This window comes from Bradyrhizobium sp. USDA 4449 (assembly GCF_054056275.1).
On record NZ_JBSRYD010000001.1, the window covers coordinates 4,169,405 to 4,195,795 of the forward strand.

Below are 26,391 nucleotides of genomic sequence, written 5' to 3' on the forward strand. Positions count from 1 at the left end.
TCAAACGAAATTGCAGGAAAGATTCGGTCTCCAGATCTTCCGCCGAATCGTCTCTGCTGCTGGTGTTATGATACCTAAGGGGTCGTTGGTTTGGTGAGCAGGCGCACGAGAAGCGAGCGCAGTCCCGGTGCGCCGAAGCCCGGGCGCCCAGGGATTACGGATTGGGCCACGGCGGCTTGATCCCGTACGTCATCAATTGCGATCTCTGCTTGATAAGGACATCGAGAAGGCGACGCTTAGAGCCTTGGCCCGTGTGCCGGGCTACTCTTTCCAAAGCGCTTCGCTGCCGAAGGAGCCAATCGTTCGAAGTTGGATCTGCGCTCTCGAAAACATCGAGCGCATCGAGGACAACGCGGACGAACCACGTCGAATACGTGAGGCAACTGCGTTCAGTGCCCGTTGCACGCGCATCGCGACCTTGCTCCAGCACTTTCTCGAAACGGGGGAAGATACCGCCTTCCTTGCCCATGTTCAGCGCAGTGACGACCCGCACCGCGTCGTCGCTGCGATAAACGAGGAGATCGATCTTGCGCCTGGCGATCTGACGAGGGGCGCGAGACCGCACAGGGCATCAGCGCGCCGCCGGCGGCAAACTTGGGCGACCGCCGCTCAAACCACAGGCTGCAAAGGATATCACGCCTTGGCTAGGTGTCGGAGCCGGTCACCTGTCCCGTGTATGAACGCTTGCATCTCCTCGAGCGTCAGCTTGCCATCCTTGTTGCTGTCCATCGCCTTGAAAAGTCGTTCGTGAGCTGCCTGAAATTCCTGCAGTGAGATGGTCCCATCGCCATCGGCGTCCATCAGAGCGAACATCATACGCATCATAAAAGGTGGTCCCATCGCGCTCCCACCCATCATGCCGCGCCCCATCATACGTCCCTCCATCATTCCCTGCCCCATCATGCCGCCTTGCCCCATCGTGCTCGCGCCTTCATGGCCGGTGGGCTGGGATTGCATTTGTGGCTGATCTGGCTGAGGCGTCATTCGGTCCTGTGCAGTCGCGCCGACCACGCTGCACGTCAGGATGAGAGCGGATATTGTGAGCCTTGGAATGCGCGTGTACATTTCGAACCTCCTCCGAAACGTGTCGCCTGCCTCATTAAGTTCGGCACGAGTGATATTGATCCTCATCCCGGCTTTCGCTTACGCAGCCCTCGCACACTACGATGTGTGCGGGACCGCTGCATTGATCCCCCTCAATGCCAAGGCAGCCTAACGGGCGATGATTTGACGGGCATGGAGGCCTCGCAGGCCTTATGAGCAAGGAAATCCGCTATGGGAGAGCCGCGCAACCGGGTTGTTCGGGTCAGGTGCCGTCACCGCGGACAAGGCATTGTCTTCATTTCTGCGGCCGCTTCACCCGAGGCTCGCATTGAATCATCGGAATTTGATCTGAATCATGAAGTTTGGTCCGCCAACGCTTAAAGCGTGGGCGAGCCTTGTCAGACAAGGGGCATTTCAACGGGAAGAACTCCAGGGATCATTGATGTGAGCAACCTCGCAAGGATTGAACGCGACCCGAACTACCAGGAGCTTGTGCGCCGGCGTTCGTCGCTGGGCTGGACGCTGTCGGTGATCATGCTGGTCATCTATTTCGGCTTCATCCTGCTGGTAGCCTACGCTCCCAAAGTGTTGGGCATTCCACTCGGCAGCGGCGTGACAACCATCGGAATCCCCATAGGCTTGTCCGTCATCGTGCTCGCCTTCGTGCTGACGGGCATTTACGTGCGTCAGGCGAATTCCAGCTACGATGTACTGATCCGCAAGATTGTTGAGGAGAACCGCTCATGAAGAAGTTCTCGTCGGTGCTGGTGATCCTATTCACAAGCATCCCCACGCTCGCGCTTGCCGCTGGCACCATCGAGGGTGGCTCCAGGCAGCCGACCAACTGGTCAGCGATCGGCATGTTCGTCGGGTTCGTCGCGCTCACGCTTGCAATCACCTATTGGGCCGCAAAACGGACCGCGTCGGCTGCGGACTTCTACTCGGCCGGCGGCGGAATTACCGGGTTCCAGAATGGTCTTGCAATTGCCGGCGACTATATGTCGGCGGCTTCATTCCTCGGTATCTCCGGCCTCGTCTACACCTCCGGCTACGACGGCTTGATCTACTCGGTCGGCTGGCTCGTGGGCTGGCCGATCGTCACGTTTCTGATCGCCGAGCAGCTGCGCAATCTCGGCAAGTTCACCTTTGCCGACGTCACGTCGTTTCGGCTGGGGCAGACCGACATCCGTATCCTGGCGGCGTGCGGCTCGCTGGTGACCGTCGCGTTCTACTTGATTGCCCAGATGGTCGGAGCCGGCAAGCTCATCCAGCTGTTGTTCGGTCTGGATTACTGGATCGCAGTCGTACTGGTCGGCGGCCTGATGATGATCTACGTGACCTTCGGAGGGATGAAGGCGACAACCTGGGTGCAGATCGTCAAGGCCGCATTGCTGCTCTCGGGCGCAACCTTCATGGCCGGAGCTGTCCTCTACAAGTACGGGTTCAGTCCCGAAAGCCTGTTCACCAAGGCAACCGAGGTGCACCCCAAGAAGCTCGCAATCATGGAGCCAGGCAGCCTTATTTCGAACCCGCTGTCGGCAATCTCGCTCGGCCTGGCGCTGATGTTCGGGACGGCCGGCCTGCCGCACATCCTGATGCGCTTCTTCACCGTGAAGGACGCTCAGGCGGCCCGTAAGTCGGTGTTCTACGCCACAGGCCTTATCGGATATTTCTACATCCTGACCTTCATCATCGGCTTTGGCGCGATCACGCTGGTTTCGACCGACGCGATGTTCCTGGACGGGACCATTCTGGAAAAGACCAAGAGCGGCATCGCGGCGATCAGGGGCGGCTCCAACATGGCCGCCATCCATCTCGCCAGCGCGGTCGGCGGCAATCTGTTTCTGGGCTTTATCTCGGCCGTCGCCTTCGCCACGATCCTAGCCGTCGTGTCGGGATTGGCCCTGGCCGGGGCATCGTCCATCAGCCATGACCTCTACGGCATGGTGATCAAGGGCGGGACCGCCAATGAGCAGGACGAGATCCGTGTCTCGAAGATCGCGACACTGGTTCTGGGCGTGTTGGCCATCTTCCTCGGCATCGTATTCGAGAATCAGAATGTAGCCTTCATGGTTGGCCTCGCTTTCGCCATCGCGGCGTCCTGCAATTTCCCCGTGCTGGTGATGTCGATTTTCTGGAGGGGCCTGACGACGCGGGGAGCGCTGGTCGGCGGCTTCCTGGGTCTCGTCAGCGCAGTCGTCGGGGTCATTCTCTCGCCGGCCGTCTGGGAGGTCACGCTGGGCTTCGCCAAGGGGTCCGCGCCTGTCAAGCTGGACAATCCGGCCTTGTTCTCGATGGCGCTGGCGTTTGCGGGTATCTGGCTGGTCTCCATTCTGGATCGCAGCAAGCGGGCCGCGCTCGACCGCGACGGTTTTGATGCACAATATGTTCGGTCGCAGACCGGTATCGGAGCTGCCTCGGCGACTACTCACTGAATAAGGCCGGGTCGACGGCGCTTGGCGCCGGCCGGGTCACCGGACCGGCCGGTGCCATCTTTCGATGGTCGATCGTCAGGCCTCTGGATTGTCTGCATCCTCGGGAAGACCGAAATGCCCAAGGCATTCGACATCACCAACCCTCCATTCGATCGTCTGACGCCGCACGAGGCCGAAACATTGCGGGCGGCGCTCGATATAGGCTACTTCAGCCCGGGAGAAGCGATCATCAGCAGGGACGCTCCGGCGGATGCCCTCTATGTCGTGATCAAGGGCACGGTCGAGGAGCGGAGCGAGGCGGATCTGCTCGCGCTGCTCGGTCCCAAGGACACGTTCGACAGTCGCGTGCTCGTTCACGACCACAACGGGCACCACTTTCTCGCCCGCGATGAAACGCTTTGCTATATAATCCCCAAGGCCGTCGCCCTCAAATTGATCAAGGCCAATCCGCGATTTGCGGCTTTCTTCTACCGCGAGATCTCTCAGAAGCTGGATGAGCTTGCCAATGACGAGGAGGCGAAGCGTTACGGCTCGCTGATGCACGCCAGGGTCAGCGAGCTGTTTCTGCATCCTCCATCGTTCGTGGCGGCGAGGGACACGGTTGAAGCCGCCGGTCACCTGATGCACGAGATCGACAGCAACGCGCTGTTTGTTCGGGATGGCGAGCGGATCGGCATCATAACAGGCATGAACCTGTCAAAGGCGGTCGTGTTGCGGCGCCAGCCGATCCAGACGCCCGTTGGCGAGTTTGCCAATTTCGACATCGTGTCGGTCAGACCCGACGATTTCGTCTCTTCGGCCCTTCTACTGATGACGAAACACAATAAGCGGCGTCTCGCCGTGCACGATGGCGAGCGGTTCGTCGGTATTCTCGAGGACATCGACCTCCTTGGATTTCTGGCAGGTAGCGCCCAGGTCGTCGCCGGCCGCATCGATCGCGGCTCCAGCCTGCAGGATCTGGCGATCGCTGCGCGCGAGATCGAGGCGCAAACGCGGGCGCTGCGAAGGCAGGGCGTCAAGGTGGAGGTGATCGCGGAGATCGTTTCGGACCTCAACCGGCGCCTTCTCTCCAGACTGTTCGAAATGGTCGCGCCCGCCGAGCTGCGGACCAGCGGTTGTCTGATCGTCATGGGCAGCGAGGGCCGCGGCGAGCAGACGATGCGCACCGACCAGGACAACGGTCTCATCCTGGAGGGACCGGCCGAAAGTGCGACACTGGAGTTCTTCCGGAACGAGTTCTCGGGTGCGCTGGAGAGCTTCGGTTTTCCGCCCTGTCCCGGTGATATCATGGTGCGCAATCCGGTCTGGTCCAGGCCGCTCGCCGACTATCTCGCGGACTTTCGCCGCTGGATCGTACTTCCAGACCAGACCGCGCACATGAATGTAGCTATCATCTATGATGCGCAAGCGATCGCGGGCAACGCGCAACTGCTTGATAGCGCCAAGACGGCGCTGATCGACATGATCCGAGGCGAGCAGGCGTTCCTGGCCCACTTCGCTCGCGCGGTCGACGCCTTCGAGACACCGATCGGCCTCTTCAACAACCTGATCACGTCCGAGGGCACGGGAGACGCGCTCGATCTCAAGAAAGGCGGCATCTTTCCCATCGTACACGGCGTTCGCAGCCTGGCGCTCGGACAGGGCCTGCACGAGACCTCCACGGACAAGAGAATCTCCCGTCTATGTGACCTGGGCGTGCTGCGAACCGACTTTGGACGCGACTTGAACCAGGCGTTTCGATTCCTGCTGATGCTCCGGCTCGACGGGCAGCTGGCTGCGTCGGCCGGCACGTCGGGTACTCTGGTGAGACCGGCGCATTTGTCCAGTATGGAGCGTCAATTGCTGCGCGACGCGCTCCATGTGGTGAAGCAGTTTCGCGAAATTGTCCGTCATCATTTCAAGCTCGGCATATTTTAGAATGCTGCCACGTGCAATCAAGCGGCTGCTTCACCAGGCGACCCTGAGCGACCAGTCGTACCGCTTCATGTTCGGTCGAGCGCCAGACGACGAGTTCGTCGTCATCGATTGTGAGACGACCGGTCTCAATGTGCGGAAGGACGACATCGTCACGATTGCCGCAATCAAAATCCGCGGCAACCGCATACTGACCAGCATGCACTTCGAAGCCGTAGTCCGTCCCGACAGGGAGATGGGAGCAGAGGCGATCAAGATCCATCGTTTGCGTCGGTCCGATGTCGAGGCGGCGCCAATCGTCTGGAAAGTTCTGCCGAGTTTTCTGCACTTCATCGGGACGCGCCCCCTGATCGGCTACTATGTCGATTTCGACATCGCTATGCTGGACAAGTACATTCTTCCGCTGGTGGGAATCGAGCTGCCTAACGAGCGTATTGAAATTTCGCGGCTGTATTACGAGCGCAAATACGGTGACGCCCCTCCCAACACGTCAATCGACCTCTCGTTCGCTGCGATCCTCCGTGATCTCTGCATTCCTCTGCTGGAACAGCATGATGCTTTCGACGATGCGTTGATGACTGCGATGATGTTCTTGCAGTTACGCGACCTGGCCAAGCGGGGCGTGCGGATCGCGCGCCAACGCTCCAGCCCGGTTTTCAATCCGACTGGGGCGTGACCAGGGCTCGGTGCGCCGGAGCCGGGATGTAGAGTGTTCGTTGCTGGCCGCGAAGCGGACGGAGGGAGCATGCTTAAGAAGCTGACTTCAGATGACCAAGGTTCGCTCCGATGCCTCGTGAGCGCGGCAGCTCGACGATCTCGTCGGTTACCTGAGTGAGCGGATGTATTCGGCCAAATCCGATATTTCTGATCGCTGGAGCGACAGGCTTGGCATATTGGGGTGCGGCTTGAGCAGCAGGAACGCGAGTTTGTTCTGATCGAACTCGGGCGTTCGCGCGATTTGGCTGAATGGCGGCGCATGGTCGATGGCAATCGTCTGGCCGGACTCGACGACATGACAGATTGAGCACCAGCGTTTTGCGATGTCCTTGCCGTGTTGGGGATCGGCCACCGCGGATTGCGCCAGAATCGCGAACACGATAAATACGACGAAGGAAGATTTGAGTGCTTCGGACATGGCAGGTCTTTTACGTTTCGGCTAGATGGCTTATCAGCCCTTCTGCATTTGGCCGGCGTATTCGCTATCAGGAAGCCTATGGCCAGAGAAAACGCGGCTACTTTCGTTCGGCTTCAGCCTCTTGCTCCAGCCGCAGAATATGTGCGCGTAGCGCGTCGAACCGCTCTTCGGCAACATCGCTGAACAGCGGATCCTTGAGACCGGTTTCCGCCGAGGCGATCTCGGTCCAATCCTGCGGCTTGAGTGCATTGAGCGCCGCGGGAAAGAAATCGCGATCTTCCATCATCACGTGGCGGCGCTCGTGCGCAATGAAATCGCGAACGATGAGATCCACATTTTCACGAAGGATTTCCTGATCTGCGAGTACGCCGTCGACCGCGCGAGCGACGCGGCGTAAAAGCTGGGCCCCTTTCTGGTGTTCGCGAGCCAGATCACCGACCTTCGCAGCAGCAGCTGGATCGCGTGTTTTTAGCTTGGCAAAGACGCGGTCTTCCTGGGGATGGTGATACACTTCCGGGTAGACTTCGAAATAACTGATCACCCCGCGAATGACCTCGTAGTCGGGACGTTCTCCGCGGTCGAACACCTCGAGTTCCCGCTCGAGGATGGCGAGCAGCGTCTCGATATTGCGATGCTCTCGGGTTAGGCGTTCGATGATCATGGCAACACTCCACTGAGTGAACCCTTTTGAAGAATGATCCTCTCGCCCGTATCTGCTTTGCGACAGATCAAATATGGTCAGATTTGGCATGCAGCCACGAACGGTGAAATGAGTTTCGTCCGGGCAAAGGCTCGGCGAGCGAAATCGCTGGCGGAAGCCGCTGCTGCTTAGCACGCGATCAGGTCGGTATGTCCAAATCCCCTTGAGTAGTCGAGCAGTGAGACGATCGTGGGTGTCAGGCGAAAGACGCAGATCTCCGAGGTTTTCGGCATGGGGAGATCGAGGCCTTTCTGGTTCGGATATCGCGAGATCAGGAGCCGCAGGGCTTTTTCGAACTCGGCGGGATCCGTTACGAGATTCGCGCGTGCCGCCATCGATAGACCCGCGATGTCCATGACCTGGGCGGGATCGTCGTCCACCGTTAGCGAGACCCGATCGTCCCTCGCAAGGTTGGCTGCCTTCTGGCTGTCCGCTCCGCAAAGAAAATAGATGACGAGTCCATCGTTGGCGTAGCCGACGCTGGTCACCTGGGGCCAGCCGTCAGGTCGTACCGTAGCGATCCTCGCGGTCCGGTGCTGGTTCAAAAGCCGAAGGATTTTCCGCTTGAACTTTTCGTCCATTGCTCGCCTCCGATTTACAGCAGTCTAGCTCCCGACCCGCGGGCAGGTTTTGAGGCAGGTCAAGTATCGTTGAAGCCGGCCGCCAGGCCTGGGCGCAGTCGGCCCATTCATCGCCCGAGGCGATTGTGCCAATGCTCCGGGAGGAGGCGCTGCTTATTTGGCGGCACGTTTGTCGCAATAGCGGACCCATCCACCGAGCTGATTCGTTGAGCTGCATCAAGCTGGCTTTCAACAGCGGTGACATCGTGCGAGTTGGGAGGACTGCTCTGATGCGCCGATTTGCCCTGAAGGCTCTATTTGCGGCCTTGGCTTTCAGAAGAGCCGAGAAGGAGCGGGTCGATTGGGATCGAAATATTTTGATCTTCTCGACGGCGGTAACCGTCGGGTTGGCTGCGCTCTATGTCTACGGCAAGACAACCTCGCGCTGGTGAACTGTTTCGCGGGAACGACTGCGACGATGCGCATTCACCCGTCGTTGCCGACCTTCCGCTTCAACAGGGATGATGCGGTAGCAGCCCTGGACTGCAGGGAATCAATTCAGGAACCACCCAAGCCGGTACGCAAGTAGCTGCGGAATGAGACCATGTCGTTTGAGCGGGTTCTGCGATGGGCCCTGGTTGCGATCGCAATCGCGGGATTGACCGCGGGTATTCTTGCGCGAGCCGCGGGTCGGCCTGATCTGGCCGGCCTCGCATGGGCAATCGGCACGGCGCCCGTGATAGGAGGACTGGCCGTCTCGATCGTCAGGGACTTGTTGGGCGGCCGCCTTGGCGTCGACGCGATCGCACTCCTTTCGATGAGCGCGGCGCTGGCGCTCGGCCAGCCGCTTGCCGGGGCTGTCGTCGCACTGATGTATTCCGGCGGCAACGTGCTGGAGGAAATCGCAATCGCGCGGGCTGAACACGATCTGCGGTCACTCGTCGATCGTGCGCCGCGCCGGGCCCAGCGCAAGACCGGTGAGCGGATCGAAGAGGTTCCGATCGAGGCGGTCTTGGTCGGCGAAGAGCTCCTCGTAAGGGCCGGCGAGATCGTGCCGGTTGACGGCATCGTCTGTTCGGCCACGGCCACTATCGACGAGTCCGCGGTTACGGGAGAGCCGATCCCCGTCGAGAAGACACGCGGCAGCGCCGTCTTTTCAGGTTCGCTGAATGCGGGTGAGACGTTCGAGTTGACCGTTACCGCCCCGGCCGCGGAGAGTACTTACGCTGGTATCGTGCGCATGGTGACGGCGGCACAAACGGCGAAGGCTCCCTTTGTGCGGTTGGCCGATCGCTATGCGCTGATCTTTCTGCCGGTGACGCTCGTCATTGCCTTCCTGGCGTGGCTGATCTCGGGTGATCTGACCCGCAGCCTCGCTGTGCTGGTGGCGGCAACGCCCTGTCCGCTGATTCTGGCCGCACCCGTCGCCTTCATCGCCGGCGTGGCGCAAGCGGCCCGTCGCGGCATCTTGGCCAAGGGCGGAGGGGCACTGGAGGCGCTGGCGCGCGCGCACACCGTGCTGTTCGACAAAACCGGCACCCTTACGGTCGGAGGTGCGCGGTTGCTTTCGGTCGAAGTCGCGCCGGGGGAAAATCCGGACGAGGTCCTCACGCTTGGGGCATCGCTGGAGCAGGCCTCGCATCACGTGCTCGCCAAGACCGTCGTTGCTGCGGCCGTTGATCGCGGCCTCGAGCTGAAAGCGCCGGAGCAGGTCAAAGAGACCATGAGCACCGGCCTGTCTGGCCTGATCGACGGCCGGCAGATAACCGCTGGCTCGCGAGAGCTCCTCCGCTCGAGTGCCGAGCTGTCGCCGTGGGAGCTGCGGGCAATCCGACGCGCATCGTGGCGCTCGGCACTGATCGTCTTTGTTGCCGTGGACGGCCGTGCGATCGGCGCGCTGCTACTGGCCGACGAGCTGCGGCCTGATACGCCGCGAGCGATCCGGCTGCTGCGCGACGCCGGCATCGCGCGATTGGTGATGGTCACGGGCGATCGCGCCGCAGCGGCGCAGGCCATCGGAGCCGCGCTCGACCTCGATGCCGTGCTGGCCGACCGCGTTCCCTCGGACAAGGTCGAGGCCGTGCGCACCGAACAGCGGCTGCATCCGACCATCATGGTCGGCGATGGTATCAATGATGCACCTGCGTTGGCCGTAGCCGATATCGGCATCGCGCTGGGCGCGCGCGGCGCGAGCGCCTCGTCCGAGGCGGCGGATGTGGTGATCCTGACCGATCGGCTTGATCGCGTCGGCGAAGCGATCATAATCGCGCAGCGAGCGTGGCGTATCGCACTCCAAAGCATCATTATTGGGATGGGATTGTCGATAGGGGCGATGGTGGCCGCCACCGTCGGCTGGCTGGGTCCAGTCCCGGCGGCGATCGCACAGGAGGTGATCGATGTTGCCGTCATCCTGAACGCGCTGCGCGCGCTCACTCCAGCTCATGGGAGCACGGGTCGTCGGATATCCGCAGAGCAGGGCCTGGCATTGCATCACGACCATCAGACGCTGTTCAGGGATCTCGACCGGCTCCGCAAGATCGCCGATGCGATCGACGATGCGACGCCAGACTCCGCGGCGGGCTTGATCGAAGAGGCTCATCGCCTGGTTCAGGGCAGCGTCGTCAAGCACGAGCGCGAGGACGAGCGCAGCGTCTATCCGAAGATTGCAGGGGTGCTGCGTGAACGCCACGGCCTTTCGGCAATGAGTCGCGCGCATCGTGAGATCTTGCACCTTGCGCGGTTGCTCGCGCGGATCTCGGCTGATCTGCCGTCGGAAAAAATCGACCGCTATCTTGTCCGAGACGCCCAACGCGTAATCGAGGCGATCGAAACGCTGGTGCGCATGCATACGGCTCAAGAGGAGGACATTTACGAAGCCGTGGCCGCGCAGTAATCAGTCTGGCGAGCTTTAGGCAGCCCGAGGCCAAGTAAAAGGGCCTTCTTCGTTAGAGCGCGATCTGGCCGAGGACTTGCTACTTTCTCTCCAGCGTTGTTCGGCATCGGCGCACGTGCCGCGCGGCTGTCGCCTGCTACTCTTGCTGAATGCGGCCGAGATAATCGATAACAGCGAGAATGCGTTTTCGCACGACGACGTCCGGGCTTTGCTCTGGTCCAGCCATCTTCCAATAATACGGATCAACATAGTGGGGCAAGTTGACGATGGGGTTGAATCGCTCTCCCCAAACTGGCATTTCACGAGTGCCGTGAGCTGGAATTGTCTTCGATCCATCTATGGTTTCATAAACAGCGTTCGTAGGAAATACGCCGTTGTTGTTCTTGGCCAACATCGTCAAATCGGGAGGCGGTAACTTAAGTTGGTTGCTAACCGGTCCTTTGCCCCTCGCATCCGCACCGTGACAGCTGGCGCACGAGGATCGAAATTCTGACCTACCGATGTCGAGGTCTTCAGCCTCGGCTGCGGCGGCGAAACCAGTGGTCAGACTGGCCACTACCAAAAATGTTCCACCAAAGCGTACCATGTCGTGCTCCGACGCAGGCTGGTAAGATGTAAAATATTAGCGGCTTCGCATCCCGACAGTTTTGATTCGCATCAAGTCTGGCTTTCGGCTTGAGCTCAAAGGTGGTTTGAGATGCGGCGGATTTATGCAGCCGCGAGTGCCTTAACCGCCCCTGTGGGTCGCCAGCAGCTCTCAATTGATCTCGCTCAATCCCTTCGCGGCGCTAGAGGCTAAAGTCTTCCAGGAGTCCTGTGAGGCCGATCAAACTCGCTTCAATATCGTACAGTCTCTGGCAGGTGAGCTGAATGATGCCCCCCAAATTGACATTGCCCGACTTGGAGGAGCGGCTGCAAGAGTTGCAGGAAGGCGCGCTTGTTCAGATCAGCCGCAGCGACTACGAGCGCCTGTTTGGATTGAACGATGCTGCGCTCGGTCGTCTCCGCAATTTCGCCCGCGGTCACCAATGCGTGGCGAGTTTCGCGGGCACTGCCATACTGTTTCATAAGCGTGTCGCGTTGGCGGACGAGGAGCCTGCTCCGCCACAGTAGCGCGATTGGTGATGGCGGTGCTCAGCTTGCAAAATCCGCCGGCTCCATTCGCGTGGACAAAGGCGGGCGTTTCAGGCAGGCGATTTGCCCGTCATCTTGCCGGATTTGCGAGCGATCGAGATTGATCAGGATCAACGACGGGGGTCCGCCAAGCGGTAGGAATCATCGACTTCCGAGGGAGTAGATCCGAATGCTGATACCGCATGGTGCCGTAGTGTTCGTCGGCGACGGACGAAAGGCGCTATTCTTCCGCAACGAAGGCAGCGAAAAGCTCCCGAGCCTGAAGGTGGAGGCTGTCTTCGAGGACGAGAATCCCCCGGCTCACGACCAAGGGAGCGATCGGCCTGGCAGGGTGAGCAAGGCCTTGCATTCAGGGCAGAGAAGCGCCGTGGAGACGGTTGACTGGCACGAGCTTGAGGAGCGCCGCTTTGTGAAGCAAGTGGCGGCTGCCGCGGAAGGTCTTGTGCGCGGCGATCCGTCGACTGCACTGATCATCGTCGCTCCGCCTCGAACCCTGGCAGCGCTTCGGTCGGATTTTCATCGTGATGTGAAGAGACGGATCGTGGCGGAGCTTGCGAAGGATCTCACCAGGCATCCGGTCGGCGACATCGAAAAGCATTTGCTGGACGAGTAGGGCCGGCCGTGTTGGTGCGGCCTCGCGCGAGGTAGCAGCTCCGACTACCGGCGTTGGCGGTTCCGATGGGAGAGAAGCAATGCGGGCGTCAGATATCATGCGGACCTCGTTCGCAGCTGTGAGGCCGGAAGCACCGCTTCTGGAGGCCCTCCATCTCCTTCTCGAGACCAATCAACGTGGCCTGCCGGTTCTCGATCGCGAAGGGGGCTTGGTCGGCATTATTGCCGAAGGCGACTTCCTCCATCGTCGCGAGCTGGGCGTCACTTATCCCGAAGGGTGTTGGCTCGAATGGCTGCTGGGGAAGCAGGAAGGCGAACTGGCTCGCGAGCGAACCAGGGGACTTCGGGTCGAAGCAGTCATGAGCCGTCATCCCGTTTGCGTCGAGGAGAATGCCACGATCGATGCTGTCGTCAAGGAAATGGATGTCTACCAGATCTCGCAGCTGCCGGTGCTCCGCAAGAGAAAGGTCGTGGGTATCGTTGGCCGGATGCAGATGCTCACGGCGCTGGCAAGCTGTCTTGGCAAGCCCGGCAAGCCTTAAGGAAATAGGTCAGCCGAGCGGCGGGATTCGAGCTTTTGCGATGGGTCCACTCGACAAGATTCCACACCGAGACATTCGGCTCGATGCCTGCAGGGGCATTGCACTCTGGTTCGTCTTCATCAACCACATCCCAGGGAATATCTGTAGCTGGCTTACGTTGAGCCATTATGGATTCAGCGACACCACTGAAGTCTTCATGTTTGTCTCGGGGCTGACGTGCACGATGGCATATGGACACGTGTTCAGAAGCGCCGGGACTTGGGCGACGATCTGTCATACGATTCGGCGGAGCTGGGAGATTTATTCGGCATTTCTCCTGCTGACGCTGTTTCTGGTCGTGGCCGTTCATTGGATGGATGCCGACCTCGCAGACGAGGCAAATGTGGCGATCGTCCTCCAGAAACCGGGAGAAGCGCTGTCGCGTGCGGCAATCCTGCAATACCGGCCCGTCAATACGGACGTGCTGCCGACCTTCGTGCTCTTTCATTTGCTGTTTGCGCCGTGGCTCCTGCTTTTGCTCAGATGGCCCAATGCGACCTTGGCCGTTTCGGCTCTCCTGTACGGCTTGGTCCAGGCCTACGGCTGGAACCTTCGGGGATGGCCGACGAACGACTGGTATTTCAACCCGTTCGCCTGGCAATTCCTCGTCACGATCGGTGGATGGTGGGCGGTGGTGGGGCATGGGCGGTTGGCGCCCTTCGTGATGTCGCGTCCGGCGATCATGCTTTCGGCCGCATACCTGATTTGGTCACTGGCTGTTACAATGAGTTGGATCAATCCGGCTCTTGAGCTCGTAGTTCCTCGATTCCTGAAAGCCTTGGTCTATCCGATAGACAAGTCGGATCTTGATCCGCTGCGGCTTCTGCATTTCCTTGCGCTTGCGGTCTGCGTCGCCAATATCGTGCCCGCGCATTGGGCCGCCTTACGGTCGCGCGCGGTGTTGGGCGCCGTTCGTTGTGGAGAGAATTCGCTCGAGGTTTACTGTGTTGGAGTTCTGCTGTCGCTTTTCGCTTACTTCCTTCTGAGGACTGCATCCGGCGGCGTGCTTGCACAAATCATGGTCAGCGGCATGGGGATCGCGGTTCTCACAGTCTTTGCCACCGTGTTGACCCGAACCACAGACCGAGCCGCGTCTCGACTGAGATTGCTCTGACTCGATCTCTCTTCCGAGGCCGTATCGGCGAGCACCGTTCATCCCCCTTCGAGCGCTTTGCGCAATTTCCGGATGATGACGCCGCGCGATCGATCGTCGGCCGCGGCTTCGATCTGGTCATTGATATCGAGAACCAATTTGGACATATCATTGTGCCAGTCCAGGTTGACAACCGCTTCGGGCGCGAGCCTGCGGCGGCGAGCCACTTCGATCGGCGTCGGCGCGGCAGTCGACAGCTCGTAGACATCGTCCAGTATTGGCGTGAAGATCCGCGCTGTTGGAACGGTTCGCTCGGCGATTCGGTTCAGAAGGCCTTCGAGCGCGTGCTCTTCACCGTGCACGATGAAAAGGCCACGATGAATGGGACGGCGCGAGGCTATCCAGCGCGCGAGTTCGGGGCCGTCAGCGTGTCCCGAATATTCGTCGATATACCGAATTCTCGCGGCGACCTTGATCTCCTCGCCCTGGATCCTCACCGCCTTCGCGCCATCGCGCAAGAAGCGGCCCAGGGTGCCCTGGGCCTGGAATCCGGTGAGAAGGACTGTGCCCTCCCTGCGCCATAACCATCGCTTCAGATGATGGCGGATGCGACCTGCGTCGCACATGCCGCTTGCGGCAATGATGATGTGGAAGCCGGAGAGCCTGGCGATCGATTTGCTCTCGTCAACGGTTTCCGTGAAGCGCAGCTGACTGGAACCAAGCAGCCGGTCCAGATCGACGGCCGGATCGAGGCTCGCCGCGTTGTTCCTGAAGACCTCCGTGGAACGGATCGCTAAAGGCGAATCAAGGAAGATCGGTGCCGTCGGTATCTCCCCGCGGGCCATCAAGTCGGCCAGGTCAACGATCAGCTCTTGGGTCCGTTCAACCGCAAAAGCGGGGATTAGCAGCGCGCCGCGTCCAATGGCGGCATCTCGCACCTCCTGGGCGAGATGGGAACGACGCAGTGCGGGTGTTGTGGACGGCCGGTCGCTGTCGCCGTAGGTCGACTCGCAGAACACGTAATCGAGGCTGGTCGGGCCTTCCGGGTCCGGCTCCAGTAGTTTGGCGTCGGGCCCGATGTCACCCGACATCAAAACGCGCAAGGGGCCTTCATCTCTGCCTTGAGCGGCGAATTCCAACTCGATCGAAGCCGAGCCAAGCAAATGGCCGGCATTCCAGTAGCGGGCGCGGACGCCCGGTATCACCGTGTACCACGCCTGGTACTCGACCGGCCGAAAGGCATCGAGAATCGCAATCGCATCGGCTTGCGTGTAGATGGGCGCGACGGCAGCACGCCCTCGGGCTGCGTTGCGGCGATTCAGGGCGGCAACCTCCGTCTCCTGGATGTTGCCCGCATCGGGAAGCATGTACGAGCAGAGCTCGATGGTACCTCGCGTTGCTAGGATCGGGGCTGAAAAGCCTTCGCGCTTCAGCTTGGGCAGGAGCCCGCTATGGTCGATGTGGGCGTGGGTCAGCAATACCGCATCGATGTCGGCCGGGCGAAACGGGAACGCGCCATAATTCAGCGCTTTCAGCGTCTTTTGTCCCTGGAACAGGCCGCAATCCACCAGGAATCGTCCTGCCGGCGTTTTGAAGAGATAGCAGGAGCCGGTAACGGTGCGGGCCGCGCCGCAGAATTGGACGGTAACGCTCAAGGGGGGCTCCCACTTTCCGGTATGCCAACCACGTCTCGGCGCAATGCGCGAGCGAGAAGATCGTCGAGGCTGATGGCGTTGGTTGGATGCGGCACGCTGTTGGTGGATCGGACGGAACGAATGCCGGCGCGACCGAACGCGGTCATAAGCGCCGGTGGAAATAGTGCGTGGACGATGATGGCCCCGATGGAAGAGGCTCCCGAGGCGACAAGAGCTTCCGCGCAGGCGGTAAGCGTCCCACCGGACGATACGATGTCGTCGATGAAAAGCACCGGACGGCCGACGAACAGCTTCGTGTTCGGGAATGCGATGTGCACCGATTGATCACCCCGGCGTACTTTTCGCGCCACGCTGTAGGCAAGTCCGAGGCGGCCGGCGATGTCGGCCACCCAAGGTCGCGACTCTTCATCGGGGCCGACCACGACCGTCGCGGGAGCGACTGCCTCGGCATGGAGCTTGGCCTCGATCGCAGGAGCCGCCGATAGATTGTCCGCATCTATTCCAGGGAACACGCCGGCGAGGCTGGGCGTGCGATGGAGATGTGCATCAACCGTGATAACGCGATCGAAGCTGCTCGCGAGAAGAGTACCGACTGCGCGCTGGCTGATCGCCTCACCCGGCTGGAACGCAGCATCCTGGCGCATGTAGCCGAGATAGGGCGAAACGAGCACCAAGCGCCTCGCGCCGTTGCGCCGTAAGGCTTCCGCAGCGAACAGCAGCGCAATCAGCTTGTCATTGGGCTGATCGAGCGAGCAACAGACTATTGTGGTGTTTGCCGCCGGGCCTACAGTTGCCCGCAGCTCTCCATCCGGAAATCGATGCAAGTTGATCGCATGGCCTGGGATGCCGAGGGCCTCGGCGAGCCGAGGCCCAAAATGAGCTGACGTGGGCAGCCATTGAACCGCAGTTGCGATCATGGCGCGGCCTCGGCTTGCGCTTCGATCCGGTAAGCGGACTCCAGCTGGGCCATGCCCATGGCAAGGTCAAATCCCGAGGGCTCGAACGCGTGAATGCGATAGAGCGGCTCGCCTTGCTCGACCCGATTGCCGATCTTCTTGAACAACTTGATTCCCGCGCCGTTGTCGAGCGGGGCGCCGGCCGTCCGCGCCAGGCGGTTGAGACGCAAGCAATCGATCGCTGCAACGACACCATCTCGTTCGGCGCGAACGTCGATGGCAAGGCTGCCAATTTTGCTCGCGGAAGGCGCAGGGCCCTGGGCTTCGATGATCTTCACCATCTGTCGAAGCGCCGCCCCGCTTTCCAGGAGCTCAGTTGCCCGCGCATAGCCGGTGCCCCCCCCGCAAATCAGGGTCGTATTCCAGAAGGTAGGCGGCAAGGCGTAGCGACTTCTCACGAAGATCGCGCGGGGCTTGGGGCTCATTGGCGAGGACCGCCATGACGTCCTGTGCCTCAAGCGCCGGGCCGATTCCATTGCCGATTGGCTGCCGTCCATCGGTGGTCACGACCTCCACTTCGAGGCCAAACCGATCGCCGACGAACTGAAACAGCTTGCGAAGTCGCATAGCCTGCGACGCAGTCGTAAGCTTGGCATTGGGACCCACCGGCAGGTCGACGAGAAGGTGTGTCGAGCCGGCGGCCAGCTTCTTCGACATAATGGATGCAACCATCTGTTCGTGCGTATCCAGCGCCAGGGGGCGCTCGACGCCGATCAGAATGTCGTCTGCCGGGGATAGGTTGACGTGCCCGCCCCATACAAGGCAGCCATTGCACGAGGCGACGACCTCTTTCATGGCTTCGACGCTGAGGTCGACCCGGGCCAGCACCTCCATGGTATCGGCCGTTCCGGCTGGCGACGTGATCGAGCGCGATGACGTCTTCGGGATTGTCAGTCCGTGCGCGGCTACAATCGGCACCACGATCATCGACGTGCGATTGCCGGGAATGCCGCCAATGCAATGCTTGTCGACGACAGTTTTTGTATTCCATCTGAGCTGCGTACCGGCTCTGGCCATGGCCTCTGTGAGCGCGATCAGCTCCCCGGATGTCATGAAATTTGCGGTGCTGACGAGGAAGGCAGCGATCTCCATGTCCGAATAGCGGTAATGCGTGAGATCGTCGACAATTGCGCTGATCTCGGGAGCCTCAAGTGTCTTGCCCTGGATCTTGGCGCGAACCGCGTCCAAACTCGGCGGGGACGGAGCAGGGGTAACTTCCACGTAGGTGCCCGCCGGCTGTCCAAAGCGCCGAAATGCCGGCTCCGCCATGCCAAGCTGGTCGGGCCCGACCAGGCCGTCATCATCGGTGAGAAGCACAGTTGCCAGTTGCGTCTTGGAGCCGCTGCGCAGCTCGACCCTGGAAAAGCCACGAAACAGGTCCGGCCGCAGCGCCGTTGAACGGCGGGAGATCACAACGACGTTCTCCCGGCCGGTGTCGAGATTGACACACCGGGATTTGAGCTGCGCGCGGCCGGGCGGAATGGCGTTCATCAATGAAGATTCTCGCGGATGAAGCAAGGATAGGCGGCTGCAGACGAGACCGGTTTGCGACAGATCAATCGGCCGCCTGCTCTTTGGCGCGGGCTTGGATAAGCCGGCGCTGCGGATGCCTCAGCGAGACCCGTTCGGTTCTAACGTTTCCAGGTACGCGACAAGCGCCTCGATCTGGTATTCGGTGAGCCTTGGATTTGGCATTGCCTGGTCAGGCCCTAGCCAGCGGTGCCTTGAAACCAGAAATTGCCGGAGCTCGTCTGCAGAAAACGACGGCCGCTTGATGATCTCCAAGAAGTTCGGTGCCGAGGGCCGGGGTGCCGGCGCTTCCTTTGCGGCGTCGGAAACGACATGGCACGTTCCGCAGGATGCGCGAGCGAGCGCCCGTCCTTCAGCCACCTGGTCCGTAAACAGCTGATTGGGAACGGGCAACGTGAGCGGCACCTGAATTGTAATCGAGGCATACCCGCTCGCCCGGTGGCAGTCGTTGCAATCGTTTGTCAGCGCTGAGTACGCCTTCGTGAAGGCAGGCACGTCTTTCGATTGTATCGCCTCACGTACGCCTTGGAGCTTCTCCTCGGCGCGACTGGTGCGCGATGCATCGGTCAACAGCTTGCCTGCGGTTTCGAGACTGCTGTCGATCTGTTCAGCCTCATAGTTTGCCAGGCTCCAATTGCTCAGCTTGCCCGCAAACCATAGCTTGGCGTGCTGAAGTTGCAGTCTGGTCATAAGATCGGATAGTGCAGCAGAAACGTCGGCAGGCGCCCCTGCGCCGGAGACCGAGAGTGATGCGAGGATCGCGACCGACAACAGCGTTCGCAGGCGCATGGTCGATCTCTCCGATGTTGTTCATCAGAATGACATTCTGACCCGTCCCGGTGTTGATCTGAATCAAGACGTCATTTGACGCGGCAAATACCTCTTAAGTCTTTCCGGAGTGGAGACATGCGCGCGTACCAGATAATGTCTCAACGGGTGATGACGATCCGACCCGATGCCCCGATTGTCGACGCCATCAAGTTAATGCTTGATCATCACATCAGCGGTCTGCCGGTTACGGATTCCGCCGGAAAGCTTGTCGGAGTCCTGTGTGAGAGCGATTTCCTCAGGCGAGGCGAAATTGGAACGGAACATGCGCGCAACCGAGTGCTGTCAGTCCTGCTTGGGGGCGAACGGATTGCGGGCGAATTCGTCAAGGAGCACGGTCGCAAGGTCGAACAGCTGATGACGCGCGAGCCGGCGACGACCAGCGAGCAGGCGTCTGTCGAAGAAGTCGCCGATCTGATGGAGCGCCGGCATCTGAATCATGTTCCGGTGATGCGCGGCGATCGCATCGTCGGCATCATCACTCGGTCGGATTTCCTCTCGGCAGTTGCCGGTCCGCTGACCAGCACGTCCGGCTATTCGCAGGATGATAATCAGATCCGTCGGTCCGTTCTCGCGGCGTTGGCCGGGAGACCATGGCAACCCATCGGCCTAAACGTTAGCGTCAACAAAGGCGCGGTGACGCTACGGGGCGTCGTCAAGGGCGAAAACGCTCATCGGGCTGTTATCGTGACATGCGAGAACGTTCCAGGTGTTCGAGACGTGGTTGACCGCCTTTGTCTTCGCTCCGCCCATCCCGACCCGGAGGACGACTATGGCGGAGGCGACTTCGTGTCGCTGCACGCCGAGCCATCGACACTCGACGACGAACCTTTGTGATGCCTCGTTAGTCCTCATGTATCATCAGCGCCCTGATTGCTTCGCTAGTCATCTCACGATCCTCCAACAGTCGATCTAGATCGAGTGTCTCTCGTGCTGCGCGATCGCGGTAAGAGCATGTCCCGGGCGGGTCTCGTGGACGGCCTGGGCCGTCGCTTTTACGTTCATCTCCGGATGGCTCAGGCGGGCAGCCAATGTGGTCGCGATCATGGCGGTGCTGGCGAGCAGCACAGCAGCGACCACCTTCAGGTGCGTTGCCCTGTCAGCCGAGTAAATCGAGTGGTTCATTGCAGGCCCCTTTGTCAACGAGCCAGATGCGTGCTGGTGAAATCGTTCTAGAGCATCGGCCGAACGGCCGAAATTCTGGGGTTTCACCTAAGGAAGTATCCGTAGGCTCGGAAGAGAGATGGCACGGCTCGCGGTCATCCAACATTCGCCGGGAGATTTGCGAGGATGGCGAGGCGATATTTGAGGATCCTCAAATAGCACCGGATCCAGATCATTAAGCTCGTTAGGCAATGTAGCTCTGATCGCTGGACGGGTGTCCTATGTCACGCAGCATCTCTTGCCGATGTCTAAGATGGATAAGCGTTTCGGCCTGCAGTCTGGCGCTCGTCCTCGAGTCCGGTGCCTCTTGGGGCAACGACGTCCATAGAGAACAAGGCGAGACTTACCAGACGACGAGCCTTGCTCTCCTGGTGAAGCGCATCTCGCCCGCTGTGGTGCGGGTACAAGGCTGGGGCGTGCCGTCGGAACGGCGAATATTCGACCCGGAAGCAGTCTTCCCGGATCCACCCACGCCTCGAGAGTGGCAAGGAGCGGGCGTCATCGTGGACGCCCTGGCAGGCCTGATCGTGACCGCAAATCACTTGGTTGCAAACGCAACGACTGTAGAGGCGTTGCTTCAGGATGGACGAGCATTGAACGCCGTCGTGCTTGTCCGATCCGATCGCGACGACGTTGCGCTACTCCGGATCGAGGCCGGCAACCTTCATGCGTTGGATCTGGAGAAGCCTGGCGTGCTTGATGTGGGAGAGCCGGTTTTGGCCATCGGTGATCCCGATGATTGGGGACAGACCGTGACCTTCGGCATCGTTTCGGGGCTGCATCGTGCCTGCCCTGGCATAGCCAATCGCAATCTGATCCAATCAGACGTACTTGTGGGTCCCGGAAGCTCAGGAGGTGCGCTCGTGAATCTACATGGCAAGCTCATCGGCGTGATCGTTGCGCGAAGGGACGGATTTGCTTTTGCAGCGTCGGTCGACGCGATCACGAGGCTTTTTGTGGCTGCCCAATAGGAAGAGAGTTTTCTGAGCATCTTAAGCCGAAGTTCAGCGCGCCGCGCGCAATGAACAGCGCCGTGATCGGCGCTGCTATGACAAATAGAATGCGGACGATTCATCCGAGCATGATCGCTCCGATCTGAGGATGCTCAGCCCGCCGCCTTCATATCTTCCGGGGACTCCACACAATAGCCGGAGTAGGTATCAACGAGGCAGAGATGATCGTGAACTTGCTTGACGCCGCTGGTGTTCTCGGCGGCGATGATCGTCGCGCGCCGCGCCTCATCGGTCGTGATCAGGCCGTGCAGTTGGACGATCCCTCGGCGGCAAGTCACCCTGAAACCGATGGGACGCCAGTCGGTGGCATCCACGGCACGCGTAACGCGCTGGCAAATGTGCTCATCGTCAGCAGTCGGGTCCGGGATTTCGTGCGCAAGACTCGCCATGGCTTGCAGGAGATTGCTTCTCGTCACGATGCCGATCGTACTCTTGCCTCGCATCACAGGAACTCGCTTGATATCGTGCTTCTCCATCAAAGCGACGATATCCGCCAACGACGTCTCTTCCCGGACTGTGATGACCTTCCGCGTCATGACATCCTCGACTTTTCGTCCGCGCTCGTGAATGAACTCCGCGGCCGCTCGTCCGGGTCCCATGAAGAATTTCAACCAGGCCGCATGATTCCGTCCCGTGCCGATCTCGCTGCGGCGGAGAAAGTCGCTCTCCGAGACCACGCCGACCAGATTGCCGGTATCGTCGATAACGGGCAGCCCACTGATATGCATCCGAAGCATGATCTTCGCGGCTTCTTCGATTGTGGTGTGCGGCGTTACGGCGACGACGTCTCTCGTCATGACATGAATTGCGTGCATTGTGTGCCCTCCGGAAGCAGATGATGGGGGTATGGGTCCGGCATCGGCGCAAGGCTGCGACTAAGGCAGCCTCGCACCGGCGACGTTATCAGGCGGCTTTCACGTTGATCGTCTTTGCCGGCTTTTGGGCTTCCTCCGTCTTCGGAAGCGTGAGCTTGAGTACGCCGTTCTTGAAGGTCGCCTCGATCTTGTCGGCGTTGACGCCGTCCGGCAGGGTGAAATAGCGCTCGAAGGTGCCGTAACGGCGCTCGGAGACGTAGTAGTCCTTCTTCTTTTCCTCCGTTTCCTCGCGCTTCTCGGCTTTAATGGTGAGGCTGCCATTCGCGAGGGTGATGTTGATGTTCTTCTCGTCGAGGCCAGGAAGTTCAGCGGTGATCTCGTAGGCCTTGTCGCTTTCGGCGACGTCGACGGCCGGCGCTGAAATCGACTTGGAGAGGTCGCGTTCGAGTCGCGCGAGCGATCGGAACGGTCGATTCCAGAAGCCGTTGCCGAAATCGTCGAAGATCTGGTCGATTTCGTTTCTCAACGCTTCAAACGGCCGCCACGTCTCACCAGCGGTTGCGGGCGTAGTGGACGATTTTGTGACGGGCAGTTTTGTCTCGGTTGCCATGATCATGTCTCCTTCGAGGTGTGACCATCTCGGTCGCCGCGAAGAATAGTCTCGGCCATCGAGCCGGACTTGATTTCGCTCAACTCGAAAACGATGCCCCCAACTTTTCGGAGTCTTGGAGGCGATGGAAAGGAATGCGAGTAGTGCGTGTTCGACGCGGTGCGAGTTCGTTGACGAGCGTGCATCCGATCAATGAGGCAGTAAGGCAGACGCTTCTCGATGTCGGGGGCAGCACCGCCGGCTATGCATCCGATCCCCTTGGTAATCATTGATCGCCAAGTTGCACGTAGGCGCGCTTCACAGCAGCCCAAGCCGTTCGGCCCGCCGAACAAGACTTGCTTGTACGCTTGGCTTGAATTGATCCTGGCCAACGCAGGCTAAGGTCGTCGATCCTCCTCCGTGCGGCCAGCCGGGGATAGGTTCGTCTCAGGGTATTGACCTAGCGCAATCTGTCCACGGCACCGGTACGGTAGTTCGACCATCGAAACATGAAGCGGAAGCCCGCCGATCGTTTTGTCGCGATTTGGATGGCGCGGTCATGGTCGAACAAGCACTGCCATACCCGAAACAGAAGAACATGGGCCGGTTCTCGGCGGCATCGGCATGGTCAGGCTTCATCGCTCACAGATGGTTCATCCTGACGGTCGTTGTGCTGCTCGGCCTAGGTGCCTGGCAGGGTGTCCGGGTCCTACTTGGTCCCGCCGTCGTAGTCGACCAGGTCTTGCGTGCGCGCTTGATAGAAACCGTGGTGGCAAGCGGGCATGTCGAGACACCCTACCGGGTCGAGATCGGCAGCCAGATCACCGGGACGGTAGAGGATGTGCTGGTGCAGGAGGGCGAGAAGGTCGCCAAGGGGCAGCCTTTGATTGCGCTGGAAGCGCGCGAATTGAAAGCCACGGTGGTCCAGACCCAGAGTGCGGTGGCCCAGTCCGAAGCCCGGATTAGGCAGCTCGAGGAGCTCACGCTTCCTTCGGCCAAGGAAGCGCTGACGCAGGCCCAAGCGACGCTTCTGAACGCTCAACTGACCTATGACCGTACGGCGCAGCTCGAACGCAATGGTTATGCGACAAGGGCCGCCTTAGACGACGCACAGAAGACGCTTGACGTCGCGCGTGCCGTAAAACGAGCGGCTGAATTCCAAGTCTACACCGCGGGCCCGGGCGGCAGCGACTATGTCATGGCCCAGACACAGCTCAATCAGGCGCGGGCCAACCTGGACACGGCGGAATCCCGCTTGAGCTATGCGACGATCGTAGCTCCTCGCGACGGCGTTCTGATCACCCGGAGCGTCGAACGTGGCACCGTGGTACAGGCGGGAAAGGCGCTCATGGTGCTTGCGCCGTCGGGTGACTTGCAACTGGTATTGCAAATCGACGAACGCAATCTCGGCAAACTCGCACTTGGACAGAACGCGCTGGCATCCGCGGATGCCTATCCGGACCGGCATTTTGCCGCCGCGGTCTCCTACATCAATCCGGGCGTCGATATTTCCCGCGCGACTGTCCAAGTAAAGCTCACCGTGGCGGACCCACCCGAGGATCTGCGTCAGGACATGACCGTCTCGGTCGACATCGAGGTCGCAGCGAAAGACAACGCGAAGGTACTGCCTGTGCGCTCGGTGCACGACATCCTCTCCGGTCAACCCTGGGTGTTGGCCATGAAGGATGGGCGGGCAACCAAGCGTCCGGTGAAGCTCGGCTTGCGCGGCAACAGCCAGGTCGAGATCGTCGAGGGGCTGGAGCCCGGCGACGTTGCGATCCCGCAAAGCTCCGGCGTACTGACCGGGCAGCGCGTGCGGGCCGTCCTGCCATGAACCACTGGCTCCCATTCGAGTGGATCGCCGCCGTACGCTTCCTGCGCGAGGGAAGATTGCAGACCATCTTCATTATCGGCGGCATCTCGATCGGCGTTGGCGTCATTGTCTTCATGTCGGCGATGCTCGCGGGCATGGAAGCAAATTTCATCAAGCGTGTGTTGACGTCGCAGCCGCAGATTCAGCTCATCACGCCGGATCAGGTCGCGCGCTCCTTGCGCAATGGCGCCGGCGAGATCGAGGACGCCGTGGTGCAGCGGCCGAGCCAGCGGGTGATCTCGATCGACCAGTGGCCGAAGGTCAGGACCCAGATGCTTGCGATGCCCGAAGTCACTGCAGTCTCGCCGACCATCACCGGGTCGGTTCTTGCAGTCCGTGGAGACGCCAGCCGTGCCGTGACGCTGACGGGGATCGAACCGGAAACGTATTTTGTGATTGTCAGGGTGCCGGACTACATCGCCGCGGGCGAGGCACGGTTGACCAGTGAAGACATCATCATTGGCACCGAGCTGGCCAAGAATCTCGGAGCGACCGTCGGCGACAAGCTGAACCTGCAGGCGTCTCCTGGCGCCAATCGAGTCCTGACCATTTCCGGGCTGGTCGATTTCGGTAACAAGGGCGTCAATCAGCGTGCGGCATTCGTCGCGCTGCGCACCGGGCAGTCTCTGCTCGGCATGATCGGCGGCGTCACCACTATCGACATGGCCATCAAGGACATCTACGCAGCCGAAATACTCGCCAAGCGGATACAGGCATCGACGGTTGTGGAGGCCGATAGCTGGATTGCCACCAACGCGCAGTTCTTCACCGCGGTGCAGGCGCAGATCTACACGAACACGCTGATCCGTCTGTTCGTCGGCTTGTCGGTAGCCTTCGGTATTGCTGCGGTTCTTGTCGTCTCTGTGATCCAACGCTCCAAGGAGATCGGCATCCTTCGGGCAATGGGCACTTCGCGTGGACAGATACTGCGTGTGTTCCTGTTGCAGGGTGGGCTACTCGGCTTCGTCGGCTCGTTGTTCGGCGCCGCAATGGGCGCACTTGCTCTAATCTACTGGCACGCCGTCGCCCGCCAAGCGGATGGTACGGAATTCTTTCCGCTGATCCTTGAGCGAAGCCTTTTCCTCTACACGGCGCTACTCGCCACCTTCACGGGCTTGCTGGCCGCGATGGCACCGGCGGTGCGTGCCGCGAAGCTCGATCCGCTGGAGGCGATCCGTGGCTGACGAGATCCTGAAGCTCGAGGGTGTCTGCAAGGCCTACAATGTCGGCCTGCCAATCGAGGTCGAGGTGCTGCACGATATCGATCTTCAGCTTGATCATGGCGAGTTCCTGGCGCTGATCGGCCCGTCCGGCTCGGGCAAGAGCACCCTGCTCAATATCGTCGGTTTGCTCGATCGGCCGACGTCCGGCCGGCTTCTGATCAAGGGGCGGGATACGGCATTGCTCGGTGATGACGAACTCACGCGTCTGCGAGGTCACACCATCGGCTTCGTGTTTCAGTATCATCTGCTGATCTCGGCGTTCACCGCGCGCGAAAATATCATGATGCCGCTGCTGGTAGATCGTGGCTTTCCAGCCGCGGATATCGAGACGCGGGCTGATCATCTGCTGGTCCAGGTCGGCCTGGAAAAGTTTGGGAGCAATCTGGCCAACAACTTGTCGGGCGGTCAGCAGCAGCGGATAGCGGTGGCCAGAGCGCTTGCCATGAACCCGGATCTCGTGTTGGCGGACGAGCCGACCGGCAACCTCGATACGAAGTCGGCCGATGCCATCTTTGAGCTGATGCGGCGAGTCAACCGGGAGAGCGGCACGAGCTTTCTACTCGTCACACATAACCTCGACCTTGCGCGCCGCTGTGACCGCATCATCCAGGTGATCGACGGCCGGATCGCGGATCGTTGAATTC

General features: G+C 60.4%; 27 protein-coding genes and 1 pseudogene. 15 read left to right on the forward strand and 13 right to left on the reverse strand.

The window, feature by feature from the left end; genetic code table 11:
• Window positions 1-154 precede the first annotated feature (154 nt).
• Window positions 155-565 (reverse strand): hypothetical protein, encoded by a 411-nt coding sequence (locus tag ACVIIW_RS19395; protein WP_456702188.1) that lies wholly within the window; start codon window positions 563-565, stop codon window positions 155-157.
• 68 nt (window positions 566-633) lie between these two features.
• Window positions 634-1,065: an EF-hand domain-containing protein gene (locus tag ACVIIW_RS19400; protein ID WP_456702189.1), complete on the reverse strand. Its 432-nt coding sequence runs from the start codon at window positions 1,063-1,065 to the stop codon at window positions 634-636.
• A 423-nt stretch (window positions 1,066-1,488) separates the two neighbouring features.
• On the opposite strand from ACVIIW_RS19400, the gene ACVIIW_RS19405 reads away from it, so the two are divergent.
• The 4 genes from ACVIIW_RS19405 (at window position 1,489) to ACVIIW_RS19420 (ending at window position 6,069) form a co-directional block, all read left to right on the forward strand.
• Window positions 1,489-1,791, forward strand: a complete 303-nt coding sequence (locus ACVIIW_RS19405; protein ID WP_456702190.1) for a DUF485 domain-containing protein — start codon at window positions 1,489-1,491, stop codon at window positions 1,789-1,791.
• Window positions 1,788-3,479, forward strand: a complete 1,692-nt coding sequence (locus ACVIIW_RS19410; protein ID WP_456702191.1) for a cation acetate symporter — start codon at window positions 1,788-1,790, stop codon at window positions 3,477-3,479. The genes ACVIIW_RS19405 and ACVIIW_RS19410 overlap by 4 nt, the downstream gene beginning before the upstream one ends.
• 114 nt (window positions 3,480-3,593) lie before the next feature.
• Window positions 3,594-5,396, forward strand: coding sequence for a putative nucleotidyltransferase substrate binding domain-containing protein (locus tag ACVIIW_RS19415; protein ID WP_456702192.1), 1,803 nt, complete (start codon window positions 3,594-3,596; stop codon window positions 5,394-5,396).
• A gap of 1 nt (window position 5,397) precedes the next feature.
• A complete protein-coding gene (locus tag ACVIIW_RS19420; RefSeq protein WP_456702193.1) occupies window positions 5,398-6,069 on the forward strand; it encodes a 3'-5' exonuclease in 672 nt (223 codons plus the stop codon).
• 147 nt (window positions 6,070-6,216) lie between these two features.
• Here the strand turns inward: ACVIIW_RS19420 and ACVIIW_RS19425 are convergent, their stop codons facing one another.
• The 3 genes from ACVIIW_RS19425 to ACVIIW_RS19435 form a co-directional block, all read right to left on the reverse strand.
• Window positions 6,217-6,528 (reverse strand): cytochrome c, encoded by a 312-nt coding sequence (locus tag ACVIIW_RS19425; RefSeq protein ID WP_456702194.1) that lies wholly within the window; start codon window positions 6,526-6,528, stop codon window positions 6,217-6,219.
• 97 nt (window positions 6,529-6,625) lie between these two features.
• Window positions 6,626-7,189 carry a hemerythrin domain-containing protein gene (locus ACVIIW_RS19430; protein WP_456702195.1) on the reverse strand — a complete coding sequence of 188 codons (564 nt, stop codon included), beginning with the start codon at window positions 7,187-7,189 and terminating at the stop codon, window positions 6,626-6,628.
• A gap of 167 nt (window positions 7,190-7,356) precedes the next feature.
• Window positions 7,357-7,809 carry a pyridoxamine 5'-phosphate oxidase family protein gene (locus ACVIIW_RS19435; RefSeq protein ID WP_456702196.1) on the reverse strand — a complete coding sequence of 151 codons (453 nt, stop codon included), beginning with the start codon at window positions 7,807-7,809 and terminating at the stop codon, window positions 7,357-7,359.
• Window positions 7,810-8,078: 269 nt separating this feature from the next.
• Between ACVIIW_RS19435 and ACVIIW_RS19440 the strand changes: the two genes are divergently transcribed.
• Both ACVIIW_RS19440 and ACVIIW_RS19445 read left to right on the forward strand, forming a co-directional pair.
• On the forward strand, window positions 8,079-8,240 hold the full coding sequence (locus ACVIIW_RS19440) for a hypothetical protein (RefSeq protein ID WP_456702197.1): 162 nt from the start codon (window positions 8,079-8,081) through the stop codon (window positions 8,238-8,240).
• Between the two features lie 152 nt (window positions 8,241-8,392).
• Entirely contained in the window at window positions 8,393-10,681 is a 2,289-nt protein-coding gene (locus ACVIIW_RS19445; RefSeq protein ID WP_456702198.1) for a heavy metal translocating P-type ATPase, read from the forward strand.
• A gap of 136 nt (window positions 10,682-10,817) precedes the next feature.
• On the opposite strand, the gene ACVIIW_RS19450 is transcribed toward ACVIIW_RS19445, so the two are convergent.
• Window positions 10,818-11,267 (reverse strand): c-type cytochrome, encoded by a 450-nt coding sequence (locus ACVIIW_RS19450; protein ID WP_456702199.1) that lies wholly within the window; start codon window positions 11,265-11,267, stop codon window positions 10,818-10,820.
• A gap of 284 nt (window positions 11,268-11,551) precedes the next feature.
• Here ACVIIW_RS19450 and ACVIIW_RS19455 point away from each other — a divergent pair, with 284 nt between their 5' ends.
• From ACVIIW_RS19455 to ACVIIW_RS19470, 4 genes are all read left to right on the forward strand, one after another.
• Window positions 11,552-11,794, forward strand: coding sequence for a hypothetical protein (locus tag ACVIIW_RS19455; protein ID WP_456702200.1), 243 nt, complete (start codon window positions 11,552-11,554; stop codon window positions 11,792-11,794).
• Window positions 11,795-11,984: 190 nt separating this feature from the next.
• Window positions 11,985-12,428, forward strand: a complete 444-nt coding sequence (locus ACVIIW_RS19460) for a baeRF12 domain-containing protein (RefSeq protein ID WP_456702201.1) — start codon at window positions 11,985-11,987, stop codon at window positions 12,426-12,428.
• A 97-nt stretch (window positions 12,429-12,525) separates the two neighbouring features.
• A complete protein-coding gene (locus ACVIIW_RS19465) occupies window positions 12,526-12,969 on the forward strand; it encodes a CBS domain-containing protein (protein ID WP_456702202.1) in 444 nt (147 codons plus the stop codon).
• A 40-nt stretch (window positions 12,970-13,009) separates the two neighbouring features.
• On the forward strand, window positions 13,010-14,122 hold the full coding sequence (locus ACVIIW_RS19470) for an OpgC domain-containing protein (RefSeq protein WP_456702203.1): 1,113 nt from the start codon (window positions 13,010-13,012) through the stop codon (window positions 14,120-14,122).
• 38 nt (window positions 14,123-14,160) lie between these two features.
• Here the strand turns inward: ACVIIW_RS19470 and ACVIIW_RS19475 are convergent, their stop codons facing one another.
• From ACVIIW_RS19475 to ACVIIW_RS19490, 4 genes and pseudogenes are all read right to left on the reverse strand, one after another.
• Window positions 14,161-15,756, reverse strand: a complete 1,596-nt coding sequence (locus ACVIIW_RS19475) for an MBL fold metallo-hydrolase RNA specificity domain-containing protein (RefSeq protein WP_456702204.1) — start codon at window positions 15,754-15,756, stop codon at window positions 14,161-14,163.
• Entirely contained in the window at window positions 15,753-16,673 is a 921-nt protein-coding gene (locus ACVIIW_RS19480) for a ribose-phosphate pyrophosphokinase (protein ID WP_456702205.1), read from the reverse strand. The genes ACVIIW_RS19475 and ACVIIW_RS19480 overlap by 4 nt, the downstream gene beginning before the upstream one ends.
• Window positions 16,670-18,203 (reverse strand): annotated as a pseudogene (locus ACVIIW_RS19485) (thymidine phosphorylase family protein). Before ACVIIW_RS19485 ends, ACVIIW_RS19480 begins: the two are co-directional and overlap by 4 nt.
• Window positions 18,204-18,323: 120 nt before the next feature.
• Window positions 18,324-19,031 (reverse strand): c-type cytochrome, encoded by a 708-nt coding sequence (locus ACVIIW_RS19490; protein ID WP_456702206.1) that lies wholly within the window; start codon window positions 19,029-19,031, stop codon window positions 18,324-18,326.
• A gap of 117 nt (window positions 19,032-19,148) precedes the next feature.
• Here ACVIIW_RS19490 and ACVIIW_RS19495 point away from each other — a divergent pair, with 117 nt between their 5' ends.
• A complete protein-coding gene (locus ACVIIW_RS19495) occupies window positions 19,149-19,907 on the forward strand; it encodes a CBS domain-containing protein (RefSeq protein WP_456702207.1) in 759 nt (252 codons plus the stop codon).
• A gap of 75 nt (window positions 19,908-19,982) precedes the next feature.
• On the opposite strand, the gene ACVIIW_RS19500 is transcribed toward ACVIIW_RS19495, so the two are convergent.
• Window positions 19,983-20,195, reverse strand: a complete 213-nt coding sequence (locus ACVIIW_RS19500) for a hypothetical protein (protein ID WP_456702208.1) — start codon at window positions 20,193-20,195, stop codon at window positions 19,983-19,985.
• Window positions 20,196-20,605: 410 nt separating this feature from the next.
• Between ACVIIW_RS19500 and ACVIIW_RS19505 the strand changes: the two genes are divergently transcribed.
• On the forward strand, window positions 20,606-21,205 hold the full coding sequence (locus ACVIIW_RS19505; protein WP_456702209.1) for a S1C family serine protease: 600 nt from the start codon (window positions 20,606-20,608) through the stop codon (window positions 21,203-21,205).
• A 134-nt stretch (window positions 21,206-21,339) separates the two neighbouring features.
• On the opposite strand, the gene ACVIIW_RS19510 is transcribed toward ACVIIW_RS19505, so the two are convergent.
• Window positions 21,340-22,062: a CBS domain-containing protein gene (locus ACVIIW_RS19510; protein ID WP_456702210.1), complete on the reverse strand. Its 723-nt coding sequence runs from the start codon at window positions 22,060-22,062 to the stop codon at window positions 21,340-21,342.
• A gap of 88 nt (window positions 22,063-22,150) precedes the next feature.
• Window positions 22,151-22,672, reverse strand: coding sequence for an Hsp20/alpha crystallin family protein (locus ACVIIW_RS19515; protein WP_456702211.1), 522 nt, complete (start codon window positions 22,670-22,672; stop codon window positions 22,151-22,153).
• Between the two features lie 538 nt (window positions 22,673-23,210).
• Between ACVIIW_RS19515 and ACVIIW_RS19520 the strand changes: the two genes are divergently transcribed.
• The 3 genes from ACVIIW_RS19520 to ACVIIW_RS19530 are packed head-to-tail and all read left to right on the forward strand — an operon-like array spanning window position 23,211 to window position 26,387.
• Window positions 23,211-24,485 carry an efflux RND transporter periplasmic adaptor subunit gene (locus ACVIIW_RS19520; protein WP_456702212.1) on the forward strand — a complete coding sequence of 425 codons (1,275 nt, stop codon included), beginning with the start codon at window positions 23,211-23,213 and terminating at the stop codon, window positions 24,483-24,485.
• On the forward strand, window positions 24,482-25,708 hold the full coding sequence (locus ACVIIW_RS19525) for an ABC transporter permease (RefSeq protein ID WP_456702213.1): 1,227 nt from the start codon (window positions 24,482-24,484) through the stop codon (window positions 25,706-25,708). Before ACVIIW_RS19520 ends, ACVIIW_RS19525 begins: the two co-directional genes overlap by 4 nt.
• A complete protein-coding gene (locus ACVIIW_RS19530) occupies window positions 25,701-26,387 on the forward strand; it encodes an ABC transporter ATP-binding protein (RefSeq protein WP_456702214.1) in 687 nt (228 codons plus the stop codon). Before ACVIIW_RS19525 ends, ACVIIW_RS19530 begins: the two co-directional genes overlap by 8 nt.
• The last annotated feature ends 4 nt before the right edge of the window (window positions 26,388-26,391 follow it).